Genomic DNA, 25,834 nt, shown 5'->3' with positions numbered 1-25,834 from the left:
AGCCGTCGGTGATCGAGAGCCGCGCCCGGCACAATGGCCCCATGAGTACGACGTCCCTCGATCCCGCCATCGCCGCGCGCCTCAAGCGCTCCGCGGACGGTCTGGTACCGGCCATCGCCCAGCAGTACGACACCGGTGAGGTGCTCATGCTCGGCTGGATGGACGACGAGGCCCTGCACCGGACCCTGACCACCGGACGCTGCACCTACTGGTCCCGCAGCCGCCAGGAGTACTGGGTCAAGGGGGATACTTCCGGCCACTTCCAGCACGTGAAGTCCGTCGCCCTCGACTGCGACGCCGACACCGTGCTCGTGAAGGTCGACCAGGTCGGGGCCGCCTGCCACACAGGTGCCCGGACGTGCTTCGACGCCGATGTCCTCCCGCTGGCCGCCGAATAGCTAGGTAGGGTCCCACGCCATGGATCTTGAGACGTTCCGCAAGCTCGCGGCCGACCGCCGCGTGATCCCCGTCAGCCGCAAGCTGCTCGCCGACGGAGACACCCCGGTCGGCCTCTACCGGAAGCTCGCCGCCGAACGCCCCGGCACCTTCCTGCTGGAGTCGGCGGAGAACGGCCGGTCCTGGTCCCGGTACTCCTTCATCGGCGTACGCTCCGACGCCACCTTGACCGTCCGCGACGGCCAGGCCCACTGGATCGGCGCCGCCCCCGTCGGCGTCCCCACCACCGGCGACCCCCTCGACGCGCTCCGCGCCACCGTCGAGGCCCTGCACACTCCCCCCATGCCTGGCGGCATGGGAGGTACCCCCACGCGCGACAACGCGTCCGGGACGCCGCCCTTCACCGGCGGCATGGTCGGCTACCTCGGCTACGACATCGTGCGACGCCTGGAGCGCATCGGCGAACACACCTCGGACGACCTGCGGCTGCCCGAGCTGACCATGCTGCTCACCTCCGACCTGGCGGTCATGGACCACTGGGACGGCACGGTCCAGCTCATCGCCAACGCCATCAACCACAACGACCTCGACACCGGCGTGGACGAGGCGTACGCGGACGCCGTCGCCCGCCTCGACGCGATGGAGGCAGACCTCGCGCGGCCCGCGCCCTACGTGCCGACCCCGCTGCCCGCCTCCGAGCTGCCCGAGTTCTCGGCGCTGTGGGGCGGCGAGAAGTACCAGGCCGCCGTCGAGGACGTGAAGGAGCGGATCCGGGCCGGGGAGGCCTTCCAGGTCGTGCCGTCGCAGCGGTTCGAGACCCCCTGCAAGGCCTCCGCGCTGGACGTCTACCGGGTCCTGCGGGCCACCAACCCTTCCCCGTACATGTACCTCTTCCGTTTCGAGAACGGCTTCGACGTCGTCGGCTCCAGCCCCGAGGCGCTGGTCAAGGTCGAGGACGGCCGGGCCATGGTGCACCCCATCGCCGGGACCCGGCACCGCGGCGCCACCCCGCAGGAGGACAACGAGCTCGCCGACGAGCTGCTGGCCGACCCCAAGGAACGCGCCGAGCACCTGATGCTCGTCGACCTCGGCCGCAACGACCTGGGCCGGGTGTGCGAGCCCGGCTCCGTCGAAGTCGTGGACTTCATGAGCATCGAGCGCTACTCGCACGTCATGCACATCGTCTCGACCGTCACCGGCCGCGTCGCCGAGGGCAAGACCGCCTTCGACGTGCTCACCGCCTGCTTCCCGGCCGGCACCCTCTCCGGCGCGCCCAAGCCCCGCGCCATGCAGATCATCGAGGAGCTGGAGCCCTCCCGCCGGGGCCTGTACGGCGGCTGCGTCGGCTACCTCGACTTCGCCGGGGACTCCGACACGGCCATCGCCATCCGTACGGCTCTGCTGCGCGACGGCACCGCCTACGTGCAGGCCGGAGCGGGCGTCGTCGCGGATTCGGTGCCCGAGCTGGAGGACAACGAGTGCCGCAACAAGGCCGCCGCGGTGCTCCGCGCGGTGGGAGCGGCGAACCGCCTCCACGGCTCTTGAGCCGGTAGGGGATAGTGGGGTACGTGAGTGCCGTACCCCCGCCCCGAACCGATGCCGCGTCCGCGTCCGAGCCCGAGGCTCCCGACAGCCGCGGCGGCCGCCGCAGCGTGGCCGTCGCCCTGCTGCTCGGCGCGCTCGGCGCCACCGTCGTCCTGCTCGCCTCCGGCCGGGTCTGGGCCCGGGGCAGCGCCGTCGTCGCGGGAGGTTCCCTCCCGCTGAGCGCGGACGGGCAGGCCGTCACCGGGCTGCCGGCCGCGCTGGCCATCGTCGCCCTCGCGGCGCTGGTCGCGGTGTTCGCCGTACGCGGCAAGAGCCGGCTGCTGGTGTCCGCGCTGCTGGCGCTGAGCGGTCTGGGCGCGGCGCTGGCCGCGGTCACCGCCGCCGACGACCGCCGGGCGCTGGACGAGAAGGCCGCCACCACGACCGCGGACACCGCCGCGCGAGTGGCGGAGCTGTCCCACACCCCCTGGCCGTACGTCACCGCCGGCGGAGCGGTCCTCATCCTGTCGGCCGGACTGCTGGCCCTGCGCTTCGGCCGGACCTGGCCCGCGATGGGCGGACGCTACGAACGCGACGGCAGCCCCCGGCCGCGCAAGGCCGTCGTGGTGGACCCGGAGCGGCCCGAGGATCTGTGGAAGGCTCTGGACCGGGGCGAGGACCCGACCCACTGACAGCACGCGGCGCCCGGTGCGGGACAATGGTCATCGAGCGTTCGACACAGACCGCGTTCGGTACAGCACTGCGCGACAGAGCAACGAGGAGCAACTCATGGCGGGCACGCATCACGGACACACCCCGGCCGCCTGGACCGGTGTCATCATCGCCTTCATCGGTTTCTGCATCTCCGGCGCCTTCATGGTGCTGGCGAACCCGCTCGGCTTCTGGGCCGGCCTGGTCGTCGTCGCGCTCGGCGGTGTCGTCGGCATGGCGATGAAGGCCGCGGGCATGGGCGCCCCGAAGCCCGCGCACGAGGACCTCGCGCAGGTCATCGCCGCCAACAAGCTGACCGCGAAGGTCTGAGCCGCCCGTCGCGCCACCGGTTCGTCAGGCACGGCCGTGTGGCGGTCAGGCACGGCCGTGTGGCGCGGCTTCGAAAGGCGCGGCCCTGTCGGGCTGCGCCTTTTCGTCACGAGCGGAGACAATCACCGCGTGGACGCCCCTCACACCCCCGGCCCCGCGCACGTTCGGCCCGGCGCGCCGCCCCCGGTCTCCCGGGCCCGCGGGCTCGCCGCCCCCGTGCTCACGCTGGCCGGGACGGTCGCCGCGTTCGCGTACGTGGGCGCCGTCGACCCGAACCAGCCGGGCCACTACCCGGTCTGCCCGCTGCTGCGGCTGACCGGGATCCTGTGCCCGGGCTGCGGCGGGCTGCGCAGCGCGCACGCCTTCGCCCACGGCGATCTGGTGACCGCCCTCGGTGACAACGCCGTCGCCGTCGCCGGCTACTTCCTCTTCGCCGCGTTCCTGGGCCTGTGGCTGGTGCGGGCCGCGCGCGGCGGGCCGCCGCCGAGGATCGCCCTCAGGCCGGTGTACTGGTGGGGCGTGGGAGCGGTCGTGCTGGCCTTCGCCGTCGTCCGCAACCTGCCCTTCGGATCGGCCCTGGCGCCTTGAAAAAGGCGGGGCCGCGGGAGGAAGCCGGTATTCCGGGGGAAGCTCAGGTTCCGACTGTCCAGTCAATGGGACATCCGCACGCTCCGTGCGGAGGCCTCGGCGACCTGCGGATACCATTTGAGTGCTGACCTTGCAGTGGTACGTGTCTGCAAGGCGGCCGACCGTCATCGACCCGGAAGGGGGCCGCTCGCGTGAGTGTGCTCGACGAGATCATCGAAGGGGTCCGCGAAGACCTTGCCGAACGGCAGGCCCGCGTGAGCCTCGACGAGCTCAAGGAGCGTGCCGCCAAGGCGCCCCAGGCCAAGGACGGTGTCGCCGCCCTGCGCGGCGACAGCGTCAAGGTGATCTGCGAGGTGAAGCGCTCCAGCCCCTCCAAGGGCGCGCTCGCCGCGATCGCCGATCCGGCCGGGCTCGCCGCCGACTACGAGGCGGGCGGTGCGGCGGTCATCTCCGTCCTCACCGAGCAGCGTCGTTTCGGCGGCTCGCTGGCCGACCTGGAAGCCGTCCGCGCCCGCGTGGACATCCCGATCCTGCGCAAGGACTTCATCGTCACCGCGTACCAGCTGTGGGAGGCCCGCGCCTACGGCGCCGACCTCGCGCTGCTGATCGTCGCGGCTCTGGAACAGGAAGCCCTCGTCTCCCTCATCGAGCGGGCCCAGTCCATCGGGCTGACCCCGCTGGTAGAGGTCCACGACGAGGACGAGGTCGAGCGCGCCGTCGCCGCCGGCGCCAAGATCATCGGTGTCAACGCGCGCAACCTCAAGGACCTCAAGGTCGACCGCTCCACCTTCGAGCGCGTCGTCGAGGCCATCCCCGACCACATCGTCAAGGTCGCCGAGTCCGGAATCCGCGGACCGCACGACTTGATCGCGTACGCCAACGAGGGCGCCGACGCCGTCCTCGTGGGGGAGTCCCTGGTCACCGGACGCGACCCCAAGGCGGCCGTGGCCGACCTGGTGGCCGCCGGCGCCCACCCCGCCCTGCGGCACGGGCGGAGCTGACCCCACCCGTGCCCGTATCCCGCTCCAGCGTCCGCACCCGGCCGGGCCACGGCCCGGCCGGCGTGCCGACGGCGCACGCGCCGCTGGCGCGCGGCTGCCGCCCCCGCGGCTGCCGCGCCCCCGCCCGTCGCGTGCACGGCCGGCGGGTGCGGTACGTGATCGGCTCCGAGCCCGGACAGGTCAACGGCATGCGATGGCGCCCCTCGCCCGCGCCGTGACGACGGCTGCCCCGCCCCGGTACCCCTGACGTACCGGCCGGGCACCCTCGTACGGCCCGCCGTCCCCGAGCCGCCGGCTCCGGGCGCGGGCCGCTCGCGTCCGTATCCCCACCACCCCTCCCAGCGGGGTGCGCGGGCCACGGACCGGCGGCGCAATACGGTGAAGCCATCCCGTCGCACCCCGTAGGAGTAGTGGACATGTCCACCCACTCGTTCTTCATCCCGGACCCCCAGGGTCTGGTCCCCAACGCCGAGGGCTACTTCGGCGACTTCGGCGGCAAGTTCATCCCGGAAGCGCTGGTCGCCGCCGTGGACGAGGTCGCCGTCGAATACGACAAGGCCAAGGGCGACCCGTCCTTCGCCGCCGAGCTCAACGAGCTCATGGTCAACTACACGGGCCGCCCCAGTGCCCTCACCGAGGTGCCCCGCTTCGCCGGGCACGCGGGCGGCGCACGGATCTTCCTCAAGCGCGAGGACCTCAACCACACCGGCTCGCACAAGATCAACAACGTGCTGGGCCAGGCGCTGCTCACCAAGCGCATGGGCAAGACCCGCGTCATCGCCGAGACCGGCGCCGGACAGCACGGCGTGGCCACCGCCACCGCCTGCGCCCTCTTCGGCCTCGACTGCACCATCTACATGGGCGAGATCGACACCCGGCGCCAGGCCCTGAACGTGGCTCGCATGCGCATGCTGGGCGCCGAGGTCATCGCGGTGAAGTCGGGCTCCCGCACCCTCAAGGACGCCATCAACGAGGCGTTCCGCGACTGGGTCGCCAACGTGGACCAGACCCACTACCTCTTCGGCACCGTCGCCGGCCCCCACCCCTTCCCCGCCATGGTCCGCGACTTCCACCGCGTCATCGGCGTCGAAGCCCGCCGCCAGATCCTGGAGCGCGCCGGACGCCTGCCCGACGCCGTCGCGGCCTGCGTCGGCGGCGGCTCCAACGCCATCGGCCTCTTCCACGCCTTCATCCCCGACGCGGACGTCCGCCTCGTCGGCTTCGAACCCGCCGGGCACGGCGTGGAGAGCGGCGAGCACGCGGCGACGCTGACCGCCGGCGAGCCCGGCATCCTGCACGGCTCGCGCTCCTACGTCCTGCAGGACGAGGAGGGCCAGATCACCGAGCCCTACTCCATCTCGGCGGGCCTGGACTACCCGGGCATCGGCCCCGAGCACTCCTACCTCAAGGACACCGGCCGGGGCGAGTACCGCGCGGTGACCGACGACGCGGCGATGCAGGCCCTGCGCCTGCTGTCCCGCACGGAGGGCATCATCCCGGCGATCGAGTCCGCGCACGCCCTCGCGGGCGCACTGGACCTCGGCAGGGAACTCGGCCCGGACGGGCTGATCGTGGTCAACCTGTCCGGCCGCGGCGACAAGGACATGGACACCGCCGCCCGCTACTTCGGGCTGTACGACACCGACGGTGAAGTCGCCGAGAACGAGTTCGCCGAGGGGGACGACAAGTGAGCGCCAACGGAAACATCGAGCTGCTGTCCGCGACCCTCGCCAAGGCGAAGTCCGAGGACCGGGCCGCCCTCGTCGCCTACCTCCCGGCCGGCTTCCCGACCGTCGACGGCGGCATCGAAGCCGTCAAGGCCATCGTGGCCGGCGGCGCCGACGTGGTCGAGATCGGCCTGCCGCACAGCGACCCGGTCCTGGACGGCCCCGTCATCCAGACCGCCGACGACATCGCGCTGCGCGGCGGAGTGAAGATCGCCGACGTCATGCGCACCGTCCGCGAGGCGCACGAGGCCACCGGCGTCCCGATCCTGGTGATGACCTACTGGAACCCCATCGACCGCTACGGCGTCGAACGGTTCACCGCCGAACTGGCGGCGGCCGGCGGAGCGGGCTGCATCCTGCCCGACCTCCCGGTCCAGGAGTCCGCGCTGTGGCGCGAGCACGCGGCGAAGCACGGGCTGGCGACCGTGTTCGTCGTCGCGCCGAGCAGCCAGGACGCGCGCCTGGCCACCATCACCGCGGCCGGCTCGGGCTTCGTCTACGCCGCCTCCCTGATGGGCGTCACCGGCACCCGCGAGTCGGTCGGCGACCAGGCCCAGGACCTGGTGCGCCGCACCCGGGCCACGACCGACCTGCCCGTGTGCGTGGGCCTCGGCGTCTCCAACGCCGCTCAGGCCGAGCAGGTGGCCGGCTTCGCGGACGGTGTGATCGTCGGCTCGGCCTTCGTGAAGCTGCTGCTGGACGCCCCGGACCTGGAGAGCGGGCTCGAAGGCGTGCGGGCGCTGGCGGGCGAGCTCGCGGAAGGCGTACGCAGGTCCTGACGCCGGACGGGCCGGGACGACGGTTTCCCCCAGCTGCCGCCGGGAGATGCCCCCATTAGCCCGATCGAGTGGAAGTGGGAGCGGGGAGGCACGCGAGTGCCTCCCCGCTTCGTTTGGCCGAACGTGAGCGAGAAGAACGACGGTGCGAACCGCGATGCGACGAAACGATCTGCCCGAGAGCGACTCCTCGCGGAGCGCGAGCGGCAGAAGAAGAAGGACAAGCGCCGCCGGACCCTCATCGTGTCCGCGGCGGTGGTCGGCGTACTCGGCCTGGCCGCGGTCGTCGGCCTGATCGCGGCCAACACCGGCAAGGGCGACAAGTCCGCCAAGGCGGGGCCGGTGGCCGCCCCCTCCGGGGCCACGGGCAAGGACGCGCTCGCCATCCAGACGGGCAAGCCCGAGGCCAAGTCCACCCTCACCGTGTGGGAGGACTTCCGCTGCCCGGCCTGCAAGGCGTTCGAGGACAACTACCGGGCCACGGTCCATGACCTGGAGGCCCGAGGACTGCTCAAGGTCGACTACCACCTGGTCACCCTGATCGACGGGAACATGACCGGTACCGGCTCCCTCAAGGCGGCGAACGCGGCCGCCTGCGCGCAAGACGCCGGCAAGTTCCCCGCGTACCACGACGTCCTCTTCCAGAACCAGCCGCAGGAAGCCGACGACGCCTACGGCAAGAACCCGAGGCTGCTGGAGCTGGCGGGCAAGGTGGAGGGGCTGGACACCCCGGCGTTCCGCTCGTGCGTGGACAGCGGTACGCACAACAGCTGGGTCGCGAAGTCGCACGAGGCGTTCCGCGCAGGGAAGTTCCGCGGGACGCCGAGCGTGCTGCTGAACGGCAAGGACATCTTCGCCGACCAGGCCCACCCGCTGACCCCGCAGAAGCTCAAGGAGGCGGTGGAGGCCGCCGCCAAGGGCAACGGGGGCGCGGCTGCGAACCCGAAGGGCACGGGATCGCCGTCGGCGTCGCCTTCACCGTCGGCCTCGCCCTCGGGGAAGTCCTCGTCGTCGTCCTTGTCCTCGTCGTCCTCCTCGTCGTCCTCCGCGCCGGTTTCCGGGAGCAGGGCCGGCGGCGGGGGCCCCGCCAAGGCGGGAGCCGCGGAGGACTGAGCGACCGTATCGATTTCACAGCAGGTTGCCGGGCGGGTTGCGGTGGGTACCGCCCGGCAAGGTAGCGTCGTTCCTGCCATGACACTTGCCTATATCCCCAGCCCGTCGACCGGTGTGCTCCATCTCGGACCGATCCCGCTTCGCGGCTACGCGTTCTGCATCATCATCGGCGTCTTCGTCGCCGTCTGGCTCGGCAACAAGCGCTGGATCGCACGCGGCGGTAAGCCGGGCACGGTCGCGGACATCGCCGTGTGGGCGGTGCCGTTCGGCCTGATCGGCGGCCGCCTCTACCACGTGATCACCGACTACCAGCTCTACTTCGGCGAGGGCCGCAACTGGGTCGACGCCTTCAAGATCTGGGAGGGCGGCCTCGGCATCTGGGGTGCGATCGCGCTGGGCGCGGTGGGCGCCTGGATCGGCTGCCGGCTGCGCGGGATCCCGCTGCCGGCCTGGGCGGACGCCCTGGCTCCCGGAATCGCGCTGGCGCAGGCCTGCGGTCGCTGGGGCAACTGGTTCAACCAGGAGCTGTACGGGCGGCCCACCGACCTGCCGTGGGCCCTCAAGATCAGCGAGGGCCCGAACCGGGTCGCGGGGACCTACCACCCCACGTTCCTCTACGAGTCCCTGTGGTGCATCGGCGTCGCCCTGCTGGTGATCTGGGCCGACCGCCGCTTCAAGCTCGGGCACGGGCGGGCCTTCGCGTTGTACGTGGCCGCGTACTGTCTGGGGCGCGGCTGGATCGAGTACATGCGCGTCGACGAGGCGCACCACATCCTCGGCCTGCGGCTGAACGTCTGGACGGCGATCGTCGTCTTCGTGCTCGCGGTGGTCTACCTCGTCCTGTCGCAGAAGCTGCGGCCGGGGCGCGAAGAGGTCGTGGAACCGGACCGGGGTCCGGCGGCGGGCGGGGACGCCGTGGCCGGCGAGTCCGCAGCCGGGGGTGACACCGCGACGGCCGACGGCAAGGCCGGGGACGGGACGCCGGACGCGTCCGCGGCGCAGGAGCCGCAGGAGCGGCAGGACGCCGGGTCGGCATCCGAAGCGGCCTCCGGGACGGCAGCCGAGGCGGCCTCCGGCGCTGCTCCGGAGACGGCCTCCGGCGCTGCTTCCGAGACTGCTCCCGGGGCCAAGAAGCTCTGATCCGGGTCTGCCGGAAGGCAAGGGGGGCGCCGCGCGAACCGCGCGGCGCCCCCCTTGCCTTCCCGGCTTCGGGTGCGGACCGGGGGTGGCCGGGTCAGGAGGGGACCCGGGAGTCGCGGCGGGAGAGGGCGACCACGCGTTCCGCGCCCGCCAGTGCCGCCGGGTCGACGAAACGGCCGTCGGGGAGGGCCACCGCGCCGGGGGTGAGCCGGGCCGCGGCCATGATCTGCTCGGCGGCGGCGACCTCTTCCGGGCCGGGCAGGTAGGCCCGTTCGATCACGGGGAGCTGGCGGGGGTGGATCGCCGCCCGGCCCAGGAAACCCAGCGCACGCCCGCGGGCGCAGGAGACGGCCAGCGCCTCCAGGTCCCGGATGTCGGGGAACACCGACTGCGCGGGCGGGGCCAGCCCGGCGGCCCGGGCCGCGACCACCACCCGTGAGCGCGGCCAGTCCAGCCCCGCCTCGGAGCTGATGCCCAGGTCGGCCCGGAGGTCGGCCTCACCCAGGGCCAGCCCGCGCAGGGCGGGGTGGGCGCGGGCGATCTCGTAGGCCCGCTCCACGCCCAGCGCGGACTCCAGCAGGGCGTACAGGGCCACCCCGCCGGTGCGGCCGGCGACCGCCGCGACCTGCTCGGGCGCGCAGACCTTGGGCAGGCGCAGGCCGGCCAGGCCCGGCAGCCCGGTCAGCGCGGTGAGGTCGGCGCCCGCCCAGGGGGAGTCCAGGGCGTTGACCCGGACGTGGACGGGTACCGGCGGCCGTTCGGTGAGGAGTTCGGCGGTCGCGGCGCGGGCGTACTCCTTGCGGGAGAGCGAAACCGCGTCCTCCAGGTCCACGATGACGGCGTCGGCCCCCGAGTGCAGGGCCTTCCAGACCACTTCGGGCCGGTCACCGGGTGCGTACAGCCAGCTAAGGATCATAGGGCCCCTTCCTTGCGGAGAGCGGTGATCTCGGCCCCGGTCAGGCCGAGTTCGGTGAGGACGGCGTCGGTGTCGGCGCCGTGCGGGCGGCCCGCCCAGCGGATCGCGCCGGGCGTGCGGGAAAGCCGGAAGAGGACGTTCTGCATGCGGATCGGTCCCAGCTCCGGGTCCTCGACCTCGGTGAGGGTGCCGAGCGCCGCGTACTGCGGATCGGCCATCACGTCCCGTACGTCGTAGACCGGGGCGACCGCCGCTTCGGCTTCCTCGAAGGCGGCGATCACCTCGTCGGCCTTGTGCCGGGCGATCCACCCGCCGACCGCCTCGTCGAGCAGCGGTGCGTGGGCGGCCCGGCCGGAGGCGGTCGCGAACCAGGGCTCCGCGATCAGCTCGGGCCGGCCGACCAGGCGCAGGACGCGTTCCGCGACGGACTGCGCCGAGGTGGACACCGCCAGCCAGCGGCCGTCCGCGCTGCGGTAGGTGTTGCGGGGCGCGTTGTTGGAGGAGCGGTTGCCGGTGCGGGGCTGGACGTAGCCGAGCTGGTCGTACCAGAGCGGGTGCGGGCCGAGGACGGTGAGGATCGGTTCGATGATGGCCAGGTCCACCACCTGCCCCTGCCCGGTGCGGTCGCGGCCCGCGAGAGCCGCCATCACGGCGTAGGCGGTGGTCAGCGCGGCGATCGAGTCCGCGAGCCCGAACGGTGGCAGCGCCGGGGGCCCCTCCGGCTCGCCGGTGATCGCGGCGAAGCCGCTCATGGCCTCCGCGAGGGTGCCGAAGCCGGGGCGGCGGGCGTACGGGCCGTGCTGGCCGAACGCCGTCACGCGGGCCAGGACCAGGCGCGGGTTGGCCGCGGACAGCTCCGGCCAGCCGAGGCCCCACTTCTCCAGGGTGCCGGGGCGGAAGTTCTCGATGACCACGTCGGCGGTGGCGGCCAGCCGCAGCAGGGTGTCGCGGCCGCCTGGGCCCGACAGGTCGAGGGTCATCGTCCGCTTGTTCCGCCCCAGCAGTTTCCACCAGAGCCCGACGCCGTCCTTGGCGGGGCCGTGGCCGCGGGAGGGGTCGGGGCGCACGGGGTGCTCGACCTTGACGACCTCGGCACCGAAGTCACCGAGCAGGGTGGCGGCGAGGGGCCCGGCGAAGAGGGTGGCCAGGTCGAGCACCCGCAGCCCGGCGAGGGGGCCGACCGCGCCGGGGCCCCGCGGACCAGGGGCTGCCGGGGCGGGGGTTGCCGGGGCGGGGCCCTGCGGGTCGGGGGTTGCCGAGGCGGGCGTCGCTGCGGCGGGGCCCTGCGGGTCGGCGGTCATGCGGGGGCTCCCGGGGTGGGCTCGGGGTGGGGGCCGGGGGGCTGCCCGGTTCCCGCACTCCGCCCGGCCAGGGCAAACGCTTCGGTCTCGGCGCGCGTCGGCATCGAGTCCTGGGCGCCCGACCGCTGTACGGACAGCGCGGCGGCCGCGGACGCCCAGCGCAGGGCCTCGGGCACCGGGCGGCCCTCGCCCAGGGCCACGGTGAGGGCCCCGACGAAGGTGTCCCCGGCGGCGGTGGTGTCCACCGCCCGCACGCGCGGCGCGGGCACGGTCAGCGGCCGGCGGTCCCGGGCCGCGTAGAGGACCCCGGCCGCCCCGAGGGTGACCACGACCTCGGGCACGTCCTGGAGCAGGGCCCGGGCCGCCGCGTGCGGGTCGGTGAGCCCGGTGAGGGCGGCGGCCTCGTGCTCGTTCGGCACCAACAGGTCGGTGAGGTCGAGGAGTTCGGGCGGCAGCGGCTGGACCGGGGCCGGGGTCAGGACGGTCCGTACGCCGTGGGCCCGGGCGGCACGGGCCCCCGCGAGGACGGCCTCCAGGGGCAGTTCGAGCTGGAGGAGCAGGTAGTCGGCGGCGCCGATCCGCGAGTCGTCGCCCGCTTCCAGACCGGTGACCAGCCCGTTGGCACCCGGGATGACGATGATGCTGTTCGCGCCCTCGCCGTCGACGGTGATGTGGGCGGTGCCGCTGGCGCCCTCGACGGTGCGCAGGGCCGCCGTCTCGACCCCGGCCTCGGCGAGCGCGGACCGCAGCCGTACGCCGAACCCGTCGGCCCCCACCGCCCCGATCATCACCACCTCGCCGCCGCAACGGGCCGCGGCCACCGCCTGGTTGGCGCCCTTGCCGCCCGGGACCGCACGGAAGGCGGTGCCGGTGACGGTCTCGCCGAGCCGGGGGGCCTTCGGGACGTAGGCGACGAGGTCCATGTTCGTACTGCCGAGCACGGCGATGGCCGTCATGAGCGGGCTGCCTCCTGTGCGGTGAGGTGGGCGAGGGTGTCGAAGCCGATGCCGTCGAAACCGGCGACGGTCGTGGCGAGGCGGTTCTTGAGGGGCGCGGCCCAGCGCTGCGGTACCTCGCCCGCGACGAGGGCGGCGAGGGAGCCGGCGGTGGCGCCGTTGGAGTCCGTGTCCCAGCCGCCGGAGACGGCGCGGCAGACGGAGTGGGTGAAGTCGCCGTCGGCGTGGGTGAGGGCGGCGGCGATGAGGGCGGTGTTGGGGATGGCGTGGACCCAGTGGTAGTGGCCGCCGTGGCGGGCGTGGAGTACGTCCACGACGCGGTCGAAGTCGGTGTGCCCGGCTGCGGTGTCGATGGCGTGGCGGACGGCTCCGGCGAGCCGTGAGCGGGGTGGGACGACGGCGAGTCCGGCGCGGAGCGCGGTGTGGACGTCGGCCCGGCCGGTGGCGGCCTCGGCGATGGCGGCGGCGATGAACAGGGCCGCGTAGACGCCGTTCGCGGTGTGGGTGAGGACGGCGTCCCGGTAGGCCTGGGCCGCGGCGGCGGCCGGATCCCCGGGGTTGGTCCAGCCGTGGACGTCGGCTCGGATGAGGGCGCCGATCCATTCGCGGAAGGGGTTGTCGTGGGTGGCGGTGGCGGGGGGTTCCAGACCGAGGAGGAGGTTGCGGTACGCGATGCGCTCGGCGGTGAAGGTGCGGCCGGCCGGGAGCTCGTCGAGCCAGAGGCGGCCGACGTCGGCGGTGGTGAAGCGCTTGCCGTGGCGTTGGAGGAGGAGCAGGCCGAGGAGGGGGTAGTTGAGGTCGTCGTCCTCGGGGGTGCCGTCGATGTTCTCGGCGAGGGAGGTGGGGGCGGAACGGCGGTTCCAGGGGTACGCGGCCAGTAGCCCGGCGGGGACGCCGCGGGCGGTGAACCAGTCGTCCAGGGGCCAGTTGCCTGCGGCGCGGGCGAGGCGTCGGATGCCGGCCAGCGGGAGCTTCTCGACGGGCTTGCCGAGCACGCACCCGACGGCCCGCCCCACCCACGCGGCCTCCAGCCGCCGCACGAGCCCGCCTTCGGGGCCGGGGCCGGGGCCGGGGCGGGGGTGCGGCTCGGGCCACGCCCCGGGGTGCGCTGCGGCTTCTCGTGCCGGGGTGGCCTCCGGCTTGGGGGCGAGCTGGGCTCCCGGCCGGGAGCGGAGGCGTTGTCCGGGGTGCGCCTGCTGCCGTCCCGGCTGTGGGTGCGGGGGGTTGCCGATGTGAGCGTCCGGCTCCGCCGGCGGTTCGGTCTCCGGCGACGGGGCGGGCCGCCGGTACGCCTGGGGAGCGGGGCCGGGGTGGCAGCCCGGGCCCTCGGATGCCGGGGCATGGGGCCAGGTGGCGGTGATGGCCTGCCAAGACTCCGGTTCGTCGGGGGCCGCGGGGGAGGGGAGCGCCGCGAGTTCGCCCAGGAGGCGGGCCGCCAGGGCGCGCAGCCCGGGGTCGGCGGGGGCCGAGGAGGCGCCGGCCCGCTCTGGGGCCGGGTGCCCGCCCGCCGCGAGCCAGGCCCGCGACAGCGGCTCCGCGTCCCGCCCGTCCTGCGCCGCCTGCCGCAGCTCGTGCCCGACCAGGTCCTCGGGCTGAACCCACGTCAGCCGTACGGTCCCCGTCGTGGCGGCGCTGTGTGCAGGTGCCGTCGGGCTCGGTGGAGCGGCCGGCGTCTGGTCGGCTGTGTGCGGCTCCGCGTCAGGGGGTCGCTGGTTGCGGCCCGGTGGGGGCGCCGCCGGGTCGGCTTGGGCCCGGTCGGCGGCGCCGGACGGCGTTGCGGCGGGCCCGTGGGCGTCGGCTCGTGGGGGTGCCGCCAGGGCAGGCCCGTTGCCGTTGCTTCCGTCGGGTGGTGTCGGGGCGGGGCCGGTCATGGGGAGGTCGCGATCTCGGTGAAGGCCGCTTCGTGGGCGCGGCGGCGCGACCGGTCGCGGGTGAAGACCTCGCGGGCCACCGCCGTCAGCGCCGCCGCCGGGGCGTGCAGGTCGAGCCGGCTGGCCTCCGCGACCTGCTTCGCCCACGCCTCCGGTACGGCCGCGAGACCGTTCAGCGCTCCCGACAGCGCCCCCGCCATCGTGGCGGTCGAGTCGCAGTCCCGCCCGTAGTTCACCGCCCCGAGCACCGACCCCTCGTACGCCCCGTCCGCGATCAGCAGCATGCCGAGGGCGATCGGCAGTTCCTCGATCGAGTGCAGCCGTGACGGCCGCCGGGCGCCCAGCGACGGCGTGCGGTAGTCCGGTCCCACCGAGTCGTACGGCGCGACCGCCTCCCGTAGCGGGCCCAGCGCCGACTCGAAGTCCCGGCAGCCCCGCGCGACGTCCCGGACGGCCTCGATGGCCGCCCGGGTGCCGTCCTTCGCCACGGACACGGCCGTGTCCACCACCGAGTCCGCCGTCGCCCCCGGCACGCACGCCGCAGCCACCGCCGCCGCGAACACGCCCGCCGCCTCCCTCCCGTACGAGGACTGGTGGGCCCCCGCCACGTCCAGCGCCTCCGCGTACGCCCCTGCCGGGTTGCCCGCGTTGACGATGCCGACCGGCGCCATGTACATCGCCGCCCCGCAGTTGACGATGTTGCCGTTGCCGGCCTCGCGCGGGTCCGCGTGCGCGTAGTGCAGCCGGGTCACGATCCACTTCTCCGCGAGGAAGACCCGCTGGAGGGGCAGGGCTTCGGCTTCGAGTTCCGGGATCCAGCGGGGGTTCGTCATCAGGTCCGGGACCAGGTGCTCGGCGATCGCGTACGCGTCGAGGTGGTCGCGTACGGCCTCGTAGACCCGTACCAGCGCATGGGTCATCAGGGTGTCGTCGGTGACGTGCCCGTCGCCCTTGTGGTAGGGCGCGATGGGCCGGGCGGTGCGCCAGTCCTCGTACCAGGGGCCGACGATGCCGTGCACGCGGCCGCCGTGCCGCTCGACGATCTGGTCCGGGGACCAGCCCTCCACCGGGCCGCCGAGGGCGTCGCCGACGGCCGCGCCGACCAGGCAGCCGGCCGCCCGGTCGTCGAGGGTGAGGGGGTTGGGCGTCATGTCCGGATCCTCTCTTGGAGGGCGAGCGGTGCGGGGGTTTTGGGCGAGGTGAGTTCCGTACGGGCGAGCAGCGCGGCGAGCTCGACCAGGTCGGTGCCGGCGAGGCGGGGGAGGGCGCAGCCGGAGAGGGTGCGGCAGGCCTCGCGCCAGGCGACGGGCAGGCATTCGGCGCCGCCGAGCGCCCCGGTGAGGGCCCCGGCCAGGGCGGGGGCGGAGTCCGCGACGCGCGAGAGGCAGGCGGCGGCCGGTACGGCGCGGGCGACGTCGCCACGGGCGGCCGTGACCAGGGCGAGCGCCACGGGGACGGTTTCGGCGGCGGCGATCCCGTAGCTGTAGACGTGGTCGACGATCTGGTGCTCCAGGAGCGGGACGAGGGCGAAGGCGCCGCCGCCGTCGTCGGTACGGGCGAGCTTGACGGCGTGGCGGGCGTTGCGGCCGATCTCGGTGGCTTCGGGGAGCTGCTCCAGGGCGGCGTCGACGGCGGCGTCGGTGTCCGCGCCGGCCAGGGCGGTGGCGATGGCGGCGGCCATGGCGCGGGCGCCGTGGACCCCGTCGCCGTCCTGGGTGTAGCGGGCGTCGAACTCGGCGAGGTCCGCCGCAGCGCGGGGGTCCCCGGGGTGGACGACGGCCAGGACGCAGGCGCGGACGCAGGCGGCGTCGTCGAAGTAGTGCGGGTTGTCGTGGCCGGTGGCGGGCGGGCGCAGGCCGGCGGCGAGGTTGCCGAGGCCGGCGCGGACGGAGATGCGGGCGCGGAGGGGGAGTACGGCCGACTCGACTTCCGGGGCCCGCTCGGCGGCGGCCGCCACCTCGCTGGCCAGGGCGTTCCAGGCGAGGTCGATGGCGGCCCGCATCCGGCGGGAACGGGAGAGGTCGCTGAGCAGGACGCCGGCGGCGGTGAGCACCGACTCGGCGGCGAAGGCGGCCCATTCGGCGTCGTCGGAGGGGCCGAGGCGCAGGGGTTCGGGGGGCTGGTTGAGGGCGATGGGGACGGGGAGGGTGGTGGTGGCGTTCTGCTCGGCGAAGGTGTCGAGCTCGCGGGTGAGGCGGCGGGTCCACTCGGGCATCCGGCTGGCCCGGTGCCGGGCGGCGGGCCAGCCGGCCGCATCGCCTGCGGCGAGCCCGAGCAACAGCCCCTCGATCCGCCGCACCCCACCGGGGGCCGCCCGGCCCGACGGCCCGGCGGCGGCCTGGTGCTCCGCACCGCTGCGGATGCCTGCGGCGCCGCTTCCGCCGCCCGCCACCGGCGCCGTACGGGTTCCCGCACCGGTGGTGGTCGGGTGCTGCGCGTCGGTGCGTGACTCCCTGCCGGTGGTGGTGGGGGCCTGCGTCCCGGTGCGGGTTCCCGTGTGGGCCGCCGCGTCGGTCGGGGTCCCGGCGTGGCCGGTGTGGGTCACCGCCCCGGGGGTGGTTCGGGTGGCGGGCGGAGGGGCGGCCGTCCGGGTGCCCGTACCGGTCTCGGGTCGGGGCGCCGTCGGGGTGGCGGTACGCGTCTCCGCGCGCGCGGGGTCGGCGGGGCGGTCCGCACCCGAGGCGGGCCTTGCGGGGTGTGGCTCGGCGCCCAGGCCGAAGGCCGGCCCGCTCTGCCGCACCCAGCCGCCGCCGGACGCCCCCGGCCCGGGGTCGGGGGTTCCGGGCCGGTCGCCCGACGAGGCCCGGGCGGGGTCCGGCCACTCCTCGGGTGTGCCCGCCCGGATGCCCCGCTCGTCCAACGGCTCCGGGCCGCGGCCCGGCGGCCGGTCCGGCGGCAGGGGTGGGGCGGGCTCCGGGGCGTGGTCCGCCGGCTGGGGCAGGGGCGGCTGGGGTTCCGGTGCGGCCGGCTTCGGGGTGGGGCCGTACGGGGGTGGGGTCATCGAGGGGGCTCGGATTCGGGGGTGAGGAGGTCCGCGATGTCCAGGACGTGGTAGCCCCGCATCGAGGGGAGGCAGCTGCCCCGGACCGGGCCGATCACCGACGACCACGCCACCGGGATCGCCGCGGCCCCCGACAGCGCCCCGGCCAGCGCCCCCGCCACCGCCGCGGTGGTGTCCGCGTCGCGCCCCATGTTCACCGCCGTGAGGACCGACTCGGCGAAGTCCCCCCGCGCCGCCGCGAACGCCCCGAAGGCCAGACCCACCGCCTCCGGAGCCAGGTCCGTCCACGGGTAGCCGCCGATCACCACGGCCGAGCGCACCGCCCGCTCGCCGCGCGGGGCCGCCGTCACGGCCCTGCGCAGCGACCGAGCCGTCCAGGAGTCGGAGGGGATCACGGACAGGGCCGCCGAGACCACCGACGCCGGGGAGCCGCCCGCCATCGCCGCCGCGACGCCGGCCGCCACCGCCTGGCCGCCGTAGATGCCCTCCCCGTCGTGGCTGACCGAGCCGTCGATCGCCACCAGCCGCGCCGCCTCCGCCGGCCGCCCCGCCGCGAAGACCCCGAACGGCGCGGCCCGCATGGCGAGCCCGTCCGACCAGGCGTGCCGGTGCTGCGCGGAGATGGGCGCCGCCAGGCCCCGGCGTAGGTTCTCCAGCGTGCCGCGTTCCGAGAAGCCCGCGCCCCGGAACGGTCCGACGTCCAGGTCGGCGATCCAGTGGTGCCAGGCCCGTTCCACGTGCGTGACCGCGAGCGCCGACCCGTGACGGGCCAGCAGCAGCCCGGAGAAGATCGCGTACTCGGTGTCGTCGGTGCCCGCCGGATCATCGGAGACGAAGCCCTCGATCCGCCCCCACTTCGCCCGGATCTGCGACGGCTTCATGTTCTCCGCGGGGGCGCCCAGCGCGTCACCCACCGCCAGTCCCAGAAGCGCGCCCCTGGCCCGTTCGAGGAGGATCTGCGGATCGCATGCAATCAGCTCCATCGCGCGCCTCTCCACTTGATGGGACTCATCATGAGCCCTTGGGGGATTTGTGCCACGGGATGACGTTTGTCGCACGCCGCGAAACACCCCTCGAAGGCCGCCGTCACCCGGTCGCCGACCCGCGAAACCCCAGGTAAGTACGGCCTTCCTTGCTGGCGGACGAAGGAAATCGTGCGTAGTTTCGAGGTGTTCAGGGGGAGAGGCCGTCCGCGCGGCGAACGGCCGTCTGCGCGTCGCGTTCGCGTACCCGCTCACACGCGAACGCTCGAAAAAAGGGGAGATCCGGCGCATGTCCATCATCGACACCGAAGCACCGCTGCACACCGCCCACCGCGACAACCACACCCACCGTGACGTCAACGGCGGATGGCTGCGGCCGGCCGTTTTCGGTGCGATGGACGGGCTCGTCTCCAACATCGCCCTGATGACCGGCGTGGCGGGCGGTGCGGTCGCCCCGCAGACCATCGTCATCACCGGACTGGCCGGGCTGGCGGCCGGCGCCTTCTCGATGGCCGCCGGAGAGTACACCTCGGTCGCCTCGCAGCGTGAACTCGTCCTCGCGGAACTCGATGTCGAGCGCCAGCAGTTGCGCAAGCACCCCGTCGACGAGATGGAGGAGCTGGCCGAGCTGTACGTATCGCGGGGCGTCGAGCCCGCCCTCGCCCGCGAGGTCGCGATGCAGCTCTCCCGGGACCCGGAGCAGGCGCTGGAGATACACGCCCGCGAGGAACTGGGCATCGACCCCGACGACCTGCCGTCGCCCCTGGTCGCCGCCGTCTCGTCCTTCGGCTCGTTCGCGCTGGGCGCGCTGCTGCCCGTACTGCCCTACCTGCTCGGAGCGACCGCCCTGTGGCCGGCCGTGCTGCTTGCCCTGGTCGGTCTCTTCGCCTGCGGGGCGGTCGTCGCCCGGGTGACCGCGCGCTCCTGGTGGTACAGCGGTGTCCGCCAGCTGGCCCTGGGTGGCGCGGCCGCCGGTGTGACCTACGTCCTGGGCACCTGGATCGGCGGAGCCGTAGGCTGAGCGGCGCAGGAGTGAGACACTATGCAGAGCGCCGCATAAATTAATGATTACCCCGCGGTTTCGAGCACATCACCGCGGGGCATCACACCAGGGCTCTCCATGGCTGCGGCCGCGGGGAGCTTCCGGGCAATGAAGCCCCCAGTAACGCCCCCCAGTAACCCCCGCGCACGCCTCCCGGCTCCGGGACCTCCCCTTATGCCTGCGTTACGCCTCGCGCAGTGTCCGCATGCTGGAACGAGATATCCGCCACGCGGGATCGCAGTCATCATGTAACCTGCACGAAATTTCGCAGAGGGCCAACGTCGTCCCTCGGCACGCACCTTTGCCACGACGACGACGGGAGAGCCGATGCGTTCCGCATCCACGCACTCCGCGACCGGCCCCAGCACCACTGCCTGGTCGCCGATGGACGGTCGCCCCGCCCCCCAGGGCATGTACGACCCGCGCAACGAGCACGACGCCTGCGGCGTCGGCTTTGTGGCCAACCTCAGCGGCGAGGCCGGCCACACGCTGGTCGAGCAGGCGCTGACCGTACTGCGGAACCTCGAACACCGCGGCGCCACCGGATCCGAGCCGGATTCGGGCGACGGCGCCGGAATCCTCTCCCAGGTCCCCGACGCGTTCCTGCGCGAGGTGGCCGGTTTCCCCCTCCCCGAGCCCGGCGCCTACGCCGTCGGCATCGCCTTCCTCCCCGCCGACGGCCCCGCACAGGCCGTCGCCGTGGAGCAGATCGAGGCGATCGCGGCGCAGGAGAACCTGACGGTCCTCGGCTGGCGCGAGGTCCCGGTCACCCCGGACCTGCTCGGCAACGGCGCCCGCGCCACCATGCCGGCCTTCTCGCAGCTCTTCGTGAGCAACGGGAGCACGGGCATCGAGCTCGACCGCAAGGCCTTCGTGCTGCGCAAGCGCGCCGAGCGCGAGGCCGGGGTCTACTTCCCCTCGCTCTCCGCCCGCACCATCGTCTACAAGGGCATGCTGACCACGGGCCAGCTGGAGCCCTTCTTCCCGGACCTCTCCGACCGCCGCTTCGCGTCGGCGCTGGCCCTGGTCCACTCCCGGTTCTCGACGAACACCTTCCCGTCCTGGCCGCTCGCCCACCCGTACCGCTTCGTCGCGCACAACGGCGAGATCAACACGGTCAAGGGCAACCGGAACTGGATGAAGGCCCGCGAGTCCCAGCTCGCCTCCGACGTCTTCGGCGACGGGGCGCTGGACCGGATCTTCCCGATCTGTACGCCCGACGCCTCCGACTCGGCGTCCTTCGACGAGGTCCTGGAACTGCTCCACCTCGGCGGCCGTTCCCTGCCGCACAGCGTGCTGATGATGATCCCGGAGGCGTGGGAGAACCACACCTCCATGGACCCGGCCCTGCGCGCCTTCTACCAGTACCACTCCACGATGATGGAGCCCTGGGACGGCCCGGCCTGCGTCACCTTCACCGACGGCACCCAGGTAGGCGCCGTCCTCGACCGCAACGGTCTGCGTCCCGGCCGTTACTGGGTCACCGACGAGGGCCTGGTCGTACTGTCCTCCGAGGTCGGCGTCCTCGACATCGACCCGTCGAAGGTCGTCCGCAAGGGCCGCCTCCAGCCCGGCAAGATGTTCCTCGTCGACACCGCCCAGCACCGCATCGTCGAGGACGACGAGATCAAGGCCGAGCTGGCCGCCGCCGCCCCGTACGCGGAATGGCTGGAGACCGGCGAGATCGAGCTGACGGACCTGCCCGAGCGCGAGCACATCGTGCACACCCACGCCTCGGTCACCCGCCGCCAGCAGACCTTCGGCTACACCGAGGAAGAGCTGCGCGTCATCCTCGCGCCGATGGCCCGCACCGGCGGCGAGCCGCTCGGCTCCATGGGTACGGACTCCCCGATCGCGGCCCTGTCCGAGCGGCCCCGGCTGCTCTTCGACTACTTCACGCAGCTCTTCGCGCAGGTCACCAACCCGCCGCTGGACGCCATCCGCGAGGAGCTCGTCACCTCGCTGCTGTCCTCGCTGGGCCCGCAGGGCAACCTGCTGGAGCCGACCGCCGCGTCCTGCCGCAGCGTGACCCTGCCCTTCCCGGTGATCGACAACGACGAGCTGGCCAAGCTCATCCACGTCAACGCCGACGGCGACATGCCCGGCATGAAGGCCGCCACCCTCTCGGGCCTCTACCGGGTCTCCGGCGGCGGCGAGGCGCTGGCCGCCCGCCTGGAGGAGATCCGCGGCGAGGTCGACGCGGCCATCGCCGGCGGCGCCCACCTCATCGTCCTCTCCGACCGCCACTCGGACGCCGAGCACGCGCCGGTCCCGTCCCTGCTGCTCACCTCCGCCGTGCACCACCACCTCATCGCCACCAAGCAGCGCACCCAGGTGGGCCTGCTGGTCGAGGCCGGTGACGTCCGCGAGGTCCACCACGTCGCGCTCCTGATCGGCTACGGCGCGGCCGCCGTCAACCCGTACCTCGCCATGGAGTCCGTCGAGGACCTGCTGCGCGCCGGTACCTTCCTGTCCGGCCTGGAGCCGGAGCAGGCCATCAAGAACCTGATCTACGCGCTCGGCAAGGGCGTCTTGAAGGTCATGTCGAAGATGGGCATCTCCACCGTCGCCTCCTACCGCGGAGCCCAGGTCTTCGAGGCCGTCGGCCTGAACGAGGAGTTCGTCGGTACGTACTTCAGCGGCACCGCCACCAAGATCGGCGGCGCCGGCCTCGACGTCATCGCCAAGGAGGTGGCCGCGCGCCACGCCAAGGCGTACCCGGCGACCGGCATCGCGGCCACGCACCGCGCGCTGGAGATCGGCGGCGAGTACCAGTGGCGCCGCGAGGGCGAGCCGCACCTCTTCGACCCGGACACGGTCTTCCGCCTCCAGCACGCCACCCGCAACCGCCGCTACGACATCTTCAAGCAGTACACGGAGCGGGTGAACGAGCAGTCCGAGCGGCTGATGACGCTGCGCGGCCTCTTCGGCTTCAAGTCCGACCGGCCCTCGATCCCCGTCGAGGAGGTCGAGTCGGTCGCCGACATCGTCAAGCGCTTCTCCACGGGCGCGATGTCGTACGGCTCCATCTCCAAGGAGGCGCACGAGACCCTCGCCGTCGCCATGAACCAGCTGGGCGCCAAGTCCAACACCGGTGAGGGCGGCGAGGACCCGGACCGCCTGTACGACCCCGCGCGCCGCTCCTCCATCAAGCAGGTCGCCTCCGGCCGCTTCGGAGTCACCAGCGAGTACCTCGTCAACGCGGACGACATCCAGATCAAGATGGCGCAGGGCGCCAAGCCCGGCGAGGGCGGCCAGCTGCCCGGTCACAAGGTGTACCCGTGGGTCGCCAAGACCCGGCACTCCACCCCGGGCGTCGGTCTGATCTCCCCGCCGCCGCACCACGACATCTACTCCATCGAGGACCTGGCCCAGCTGATCCACGACCTCAAGAACGCCAACCCGGCCGCCCGCATCCACGTGAAGCTGGTCTCCGAGGTCGGCGTGGGTACGGTCGCAGCCGGTGTCTCCAAGGCCCACGCGGACGTCGTCCTCATCTCCGGCCACGACGGCGGTACGGGCGCCTCCCCGCTGACCTCGCTCAAGCACGCGGGCGGCCCCTGGGAGCTCGGTCTCGCCGAGACCCAGCAGACCCTGCTGCTCAACGGGCTGCGGGACCGCATCGTGGTCCAGACGGACGGCCAGCTCAAGACCGGCCGCGACGTGATCATCGCCGCGCTGCTGGGCGCCGAGGAATTCGGTTTCGCGACCGCCCCCCTCGTCGTCTCCGGCTGCGTCATGATGCGCGTCTGCCACCTGGACACCTGCCCCGTCGGCATCGCCACGCAGAACCCCGTCCTGCGCGACCGCTTCTCCGGCAAGCCGGAGTTCGTCGTCAACTTCTTCGAGTTCATCGCGGAGGAGGTCCGCGAGCTCCTCGCCGAGCTGGGCTTCCGCTCGATCGAGGAGGCCGTCGGCCACGCCGAGCTGCTCGACACCAGCAAGGCCGTCACGCACTGGAAGGCGCAGGGTCTGGACCTGGAGCCGCTCTTCCACGTGCCCGAGCTGCCCGAGGGCGCGGTCCGCCACGCCGTGATCGAGCAGGACCACGGGTTGGAGAAGGCCCTCGACAACGAGCTGATCGAGCTCGCGGCGGAGGCGCTGAACGCGCCGACCGCCGAGGAGGCCCAGCCCGTACGGGCACAGGTCGCCATACGGAACATCAACCGGACCGTCGGCACCATGCTCGGCCACGAGGTCACCAAGAAGTTCGGTGGCGCGGGCCTGCCCGACGACACCATCGACCTGACCTTCACCGGCAGCGCCGGCCAGTCGTTCGGCGCCTTCCTGCCCAAGGGCATCACCCTGCGCCTGGAGGGCGACGCCAACGACTACGTCGGCAAGGGCCTGTCGGGCGGCCGGGTCGTGGTCCGCCCCGACCGCGGCGCCGACCACCTCGCCGAGTACTCGACCATCGCCGGCAACACCATCGGCTACGGAGCCACCGGCGGCGAGATGTTCCTGCGCGGCCGCACCGGCGAACGCTTCTGCGTCCGCAACTCCGGCGCCCTGGTCGTCTCGGAGGGCGTGGGCGACCACGGCTGCGAGTACATGACCGGCGGCACGGCCGTCGTCCTCGGCGGGACGGGCCGCAACTTCGCGGCCGGCATGTCCGGCGGCGTCGCGTACGTCGTCGACCTCGACCCGCGCAACGTCAACGCCGGCAACACCGAGGCCGTCGAGGCCCTCTCGGACGCCGACAAGCAGTGGCTGCACGATGTGGTGCGCCGCCACGAGGAGGAGACCGGCTCGACCGTGGCCGCGAAGCTCCTGGCCGACTGGACCGTGAACGCGGACCGTTTCAGCAAGATCATCCCCACCACGTACAAGGCAGTGCTCGCCGCCAAGGACGCCGCTGAGCGGGCCGGACTCTCCGAGTCCGAGACCACTGAGAAGATGATGGAGGCGGCGACCAATGGCTGACCCGAAGGGCTTCCTCACCACCCCCCGCGAGACCGCCTGCACCCGTCCCGTCGCCGAACGCGTCAAGGACTGGAACGAGGTCTACGTCCCCGGCTCCCTGCTGCCGATCATCAGCAAGCAGGCCGGCCGCTGCATGGACTGCGGCATCCCGTTCTGCCACAACGGCTGCCCGCTCGGGAACCTGATCCCCGAGTGGAACGACTTCGCCTACCGCGAGGACTGGACGGCCGCCTCCGAGCGCCTGCACGCCACGAACAACTTCCCGGAGTTCACGGGGAGGCTCTGCCCCGCGCCCTGCGAGTCGGCGTGCGTGCTCGGCATCAACCAGCCGGCCGTCACCATCAAGAACGTCGAAGTCTCGATCATCGACCAGGCGTGGGACAACGGCGACGTCACCCCGCAGCCCCCGGAGCGCCTCTCCGGCAAGACCGTCGCCGTCATCGGCTCCGGCCCGGCCGGGCTGGCCGCCGCCCAGCAGCTGACACGGGCCGGCCACACCGTGGCGGTGTACGAGCGCGCGGACCGCATCGGCGGCCTGCTGCGGTACGGCATCCCCGAGTTCAAGATGGAGAAGGTGCACATCAACCGCCGCATCGAGCAGATGCGCGCGGAGGGCACCAAGTTCCGCACGGGAGTGGAGGTCGGCCGCGACATCGACGCCGCGAAGCTGCGCAAGCGCTACGACGCGGTCGTCATCGCGGCGGGCGCCACGGTCTCCCGCGACCTGCCGGTGCCGGGGCGCGAGCTGCGGGGCATCCACTTCGCGATGGAGTACCTGCCGCTCGCCAACAAGGTGCAGGAGGGCGACTTCGTGGCGCCCCCCATCACCGCCGAGGGCAAGCACGTCGTCGTCATCGGCGGCGGCGACACGGGCGCGGACTGCGTGGGCACCGCCCACCGTCAGGGCGCCCTGTCGGTCACCCAGCTGGAGATCATGCCGAAGCCGTCCGAGGACCGCCCCGCCGGGCAGCCCTGGCCGACCTTCCCCATGCTCTACAAGGTCACCTCGGCCCACGAGGAGGGCGGCGAGCGGATCTACTCCGTCTCCACCACCCACTTCGAGGGTGACGAGGACGGCAACGTCCAGGCGCTGCACCTGATCGAGGTGGAGTTCGTGGACGGCAAGCTGGTCCAGAAGGAGGGCACCGAGCGCGTCCTCCCGGCGCAGCTGGTCACCCTCGCGATGGGCTTCACCGGCACCGACCAGGCCAACGGCCTGGTGGACCAGTTCGGCCTGGAACTGGACGCCCGGGGCAACGTCGCGCGGGACGCCTCGTACGCGACGAACGTGGACGGCGTCTTCGTCGCCGGTGACGCGGGCCGCGGGCAGTCGCTGATCGTCTGGGCCATCGCGGAAGGCCGCTCGGCCGCCCGCGGCGTGGACCGCTTCCTGACCGGCGCCAGCACCCTCCCGTACCCGGTCAAGCCGACCGACCGCTCGCTGACGGTGTAACGGAGCCCCGCCTCCGGCCGTCGGTGGGCGGCCGGGGCCCTCTCATGCGGTCCGTACAACGGTGTGCGGCACTCGACACAGC

At 73.4% G+C, this 25,834-nt stretch carries 21 protein-coding genes; 14 read left to right on the top strand and 7 right to left on the bottom strand.

All coding sequences use genetic code 11. The annotated features are described in order from the left end of the window. Positions 1 to 41: 41 nt before the first annotated feature. From hisI to lgt, 11 genes are all read left to right on the top strand, one after another. Positions 42 to 398, top strand: a complete 357-nt coding sequence (gene hisI, locus IE207_RS01165) for a phosphoribosyl-AMP cyclohydrolase (protein WP_136215262.1) — start codon at positions 42 to 44, stop codon at positions 396 to 398. Positions 399 to 417: 19 nt separating this feature from the next. Next, a complete protein-coding gene (locus IE207_RS01160; protein WP_190182093.1) occupies positions 418 to 1,941 on the top strand; it encodes an anthranilate synthase component I in 1,524 nt (507 codons plus the stop codon). A 14-nt stretch (positions 1,942 to 1,955) separates the two neighbouring features. Continuing rightward, positions 1,956 to 2,612: a TIGR02234 family membrane protein gene (locus tag IE207_RS01155; protein ID WP_190182092.1), complete on the top strand. Its 657-nt coding sequence runs from the start codon at positions 1,956 to 1,958 to the stop codon at positions 2,610 to 2,612. A gap of 97 nt (positions 2,613 to 2,709) precedes the next feature. Continuing rightward, positions 2,710 to 2,961, top strand: coding sequence for an HGxxPAAW family protein (locus IE207_RS01150; protein WP_190182091.1), 252 nt, complete (start codon positions 2,710 to 2,712; stop codon positions 2,959 to 2,961). A 129-nt stretch (positions 2,962 to 3,090) separates the two neighbouring features. Further along, positions 3,091 to 3,549, top strand: coding sequence for a DUF2752 domain-containing protein (locus IE207_RS01145; RefSeq protein ID WP_190182090.1), 459 nt, complete (start codon positions 3,091 to 3,093; stop codon positions 3,547 to 3,549). A 191-nt stretch (positions 3,550 to 3,740) separates the two neighbouring features. Next, positions 3,741 to 4,550, top strand: a complete 810-nt coding sequence (trpC, locus tag IE207_RS01140; protein WP_190182089.1) for an indole-3-glycerol phosphate synthase TrpC — start codon at positions 3,741 to 3,743, stop codon at positions 4,548 to 4,550. Positions 4,551 to 4,558: 8 nt separating this feature from the next. Then, positions 4,559 to 4,768 (top strand): tryptophan biosynthesis modulator TrpM, encoded by a 210-nt coding sequence (gene trpM / locus IE207_RS34050; RefSeq protein ID WP_136215268.1) that lies wholly within the window; start codon positions 4,559 to 4,561, stop codon positions 4,766 to 4,768. Between the two features lie 198 nt (positions 4,769 to 4,966). Continuing rightward, positions 4,967 to 6,241: a tryptophan synthase subunit beta gene (trpB, locus tag IE207_RS01135; RefSeq protein ID WP_190182088.1), complete on the top strand. Its 1,275-nt coding sequence runs from the start codon at positions 4,967 to 4,969 to the stop codon at positions 6,239 to 6,241. Continuing rightward, positions 6,238 to 7,056 (top strand): tryptophan synthase subunit alpha, encoded by an 819-nt coding sequence (gene trpA / locus IE207_RS01130; RefSeq protein WP_190182087.1) that lies wholly within the window; start codon positions 6,238 to 6,240, stop codon positions 7,054 to 7,056. Before trpB ends, trpA begins: the two co-directional genes overlap by 4 nt. Before the next feature lie 123 nt (positions 7,057 to 7,179). After that, complete coding sequence (locus IE207_RS01125) at positions 7,180 to 8,166, top strand: DsbA family protein (protein WP_190182086.1); 987 nt, start codon at positions 7,180 to 7,182, stop codon at positions 8,164 to 8,166. A gap of 78 nt (positions 8,167 to 8,244) precedes the next feature. Continuing rightward, the gene (lgt, locus tag IE207_RS01120; RefSeq protein WP_190182085.1) at positions 8,245 to 9,306 is read left to right on the top strand and encodes a prolipoprotein diacylglyceryl transferase; all 1,062 of its coding nucleotides are present in this window, start codon (positions 8,245 to 8,247) and stop codon (positions 9,304 to 9,306) included. 94 nt (positions 9,307 to 9,400) lie between these two features. Here lgt and IE207_RS01115 read toward each other — a convergent pair whose 3' ends face one another. The 7 genes from IE207_RS01115 to IE207_RS01085 all read right to left on the bottom strand — a co-directional run bounded on the left by IE207_RS01115 (position 9,401) and on the right by IE207_RS01085 (position 18,334). Continuing rightward, positions 9,401 to 10,222, bottom strand: coding sequence for an HpcH/HpaI aldolase/citrate lyase family protein (locus tag IE207_RS01115; protein WP_190182084.1), 822 nt, complete (start codon positions 10,220 to 10,222; stop codon positions 9,401 to 9,403). Continuing rightward, positions 10,219 to 11,523 (bottom strand): CaiB/BaiF CoA transferase family protein, encoded by a 1,305-nt coding sequence (locus tag IE207_RS01110; protein ID WP_190182083.1) that lies wholly within the window; start codon positions 11,521 to 11,523, stop codon positions 10,219 to 10,221. Before IE207_RS01110 ends, IE207_RS01115 begins: the two co-directional genes overlap by 4 nt. Next, on the bottom strand, positions 11,520 to 12,479 hold the full coding sequence (rbsK, locus tag IE207_RS01105; protein WP_190182082.1) for a ribokinase: 960 nt from the start codon (positions 12,477 to 12,479) through the stop codon (positions 11,520 to 11,522). The genes IE207_RS01110 and rbsK overlap by 4 nt, the downstream gene beginning before the upstream one ends. Next, positions 12,476 to 14,350, bottom strand: a complete 1,875-nt coding sequence (locus tag IE207_RS01100; protein WP_190182081.1) for an ADP-ribosylglycohydrolase family protein — start codon at positions 14,348 to 14,350, stop codon at positions 12,476 to 12,478. Before IE207_RS01100 ends, rbsK begins: the two co-directional genes overlap by 4 nt. Then, a complete protein-coding gene (locus IE207_RS01095; RefSeq protein WP_190182080.1) occupies positions 14,347 to 15,501 on the bottom strand; it encodes an ADP-ribosylglycohydrolase family protein in 1,155 nt (384 codons plus the stop codon). The genes IE207_RS01100 and IE207_RS01095 overlap by 4 nt, the downstream gene beginning before the upstream one ends. Further along, positions 15,498 to 16,742 (bottom strand): ADP-ribosylglycohydrolase family protein, encoded by a 1,245-nt coding sequence (locus tag IE207_RS01090; RefSeq protein WP_190182721.1) that lies wholly within the window; start codon positions 16,740 to 16,742, stop codon positions 15,498 to 15,500. Before IE207_RS01090 ends, IE207_RS01095 begins: the two co-directional genes overlap by 4 nt. 605 nt (positions 16,743 to 17,347) lie before the next feature. Continuing rightward, positions 17,348 to 18,334 carry an ADP-ribosylglycohydrolase family protein gene (locus IE207_RS01085; protein WP_190182079.1) on the bottom strand — a complete coding sequence of 329 codons (987 nt, stop codon included), beginning with the start codon at positions 18,332 to 18,334 and terminating at the stop codon, positions 17,348 to 17,350. 289 nt (positions 18,335 to 18,623) lie between these two features. Between IE207_RS01085 and IE207_RS01080 the strand changes: the two genes are divergently transcribed. From IE207_RS01080 to IE207_RS01070, 3 genes are all read left to right on the top strand, one after another. Then, positions 18,624 to 19,355: a VIT1/CCC1 transporter family protein gene (locus IE207_RS01080; RefSeq protein WP_190182078.1), complete on the top strand. Its 732-nt coding sequence runs from the start codon at positions 18,624 to 18,626 to the stop codon at positions 19,353 to 19,355. Between the two features lie 405 nt (positions 19,356 to 19,760). Further along, on the top strand, positions 19,761 to 24,299 hold the full coding sequence (gene gltB, locus IE207_RS01075; protein WP_190182720.1) for a glutamate synthase large subunit: 4,539 nt from the start codon (positions 19,761 to 19,763) through the stop codon (positions 24,297 to 24,299). After that, positions 24,292 to 25,752 carry a glutamate synthase subunit beta gene (locus IE207_RS01070; protein ID WP_190182077.1) on the top strand — a complete coding sequence of 487 codons (1,461 nt, stop codon included), beginning with the start codon at positions 24,292 to 24,294 and terminating at the stop codon, positions 25,750 to 25,752. Before gltB ends, IE207_RS01070 begins: the two co-directional genes overlap by 8 nt. The last annotated feature ends 82 nt before the right edge of the window (positions 25,753 to 25,834 follow it).

This window comes from Streptomyces cirratus, from assembly GCF_014650775.1.
Lineage (GTDB): Bacteria > Actinomycetota > Actinomycetes > Streptomycetales > Streptomycetaceae > Streptomyces > Streptomyces cirratus.
This window is presented reverse-complemented; position numbering and strand designations above follow the sequence as displayed.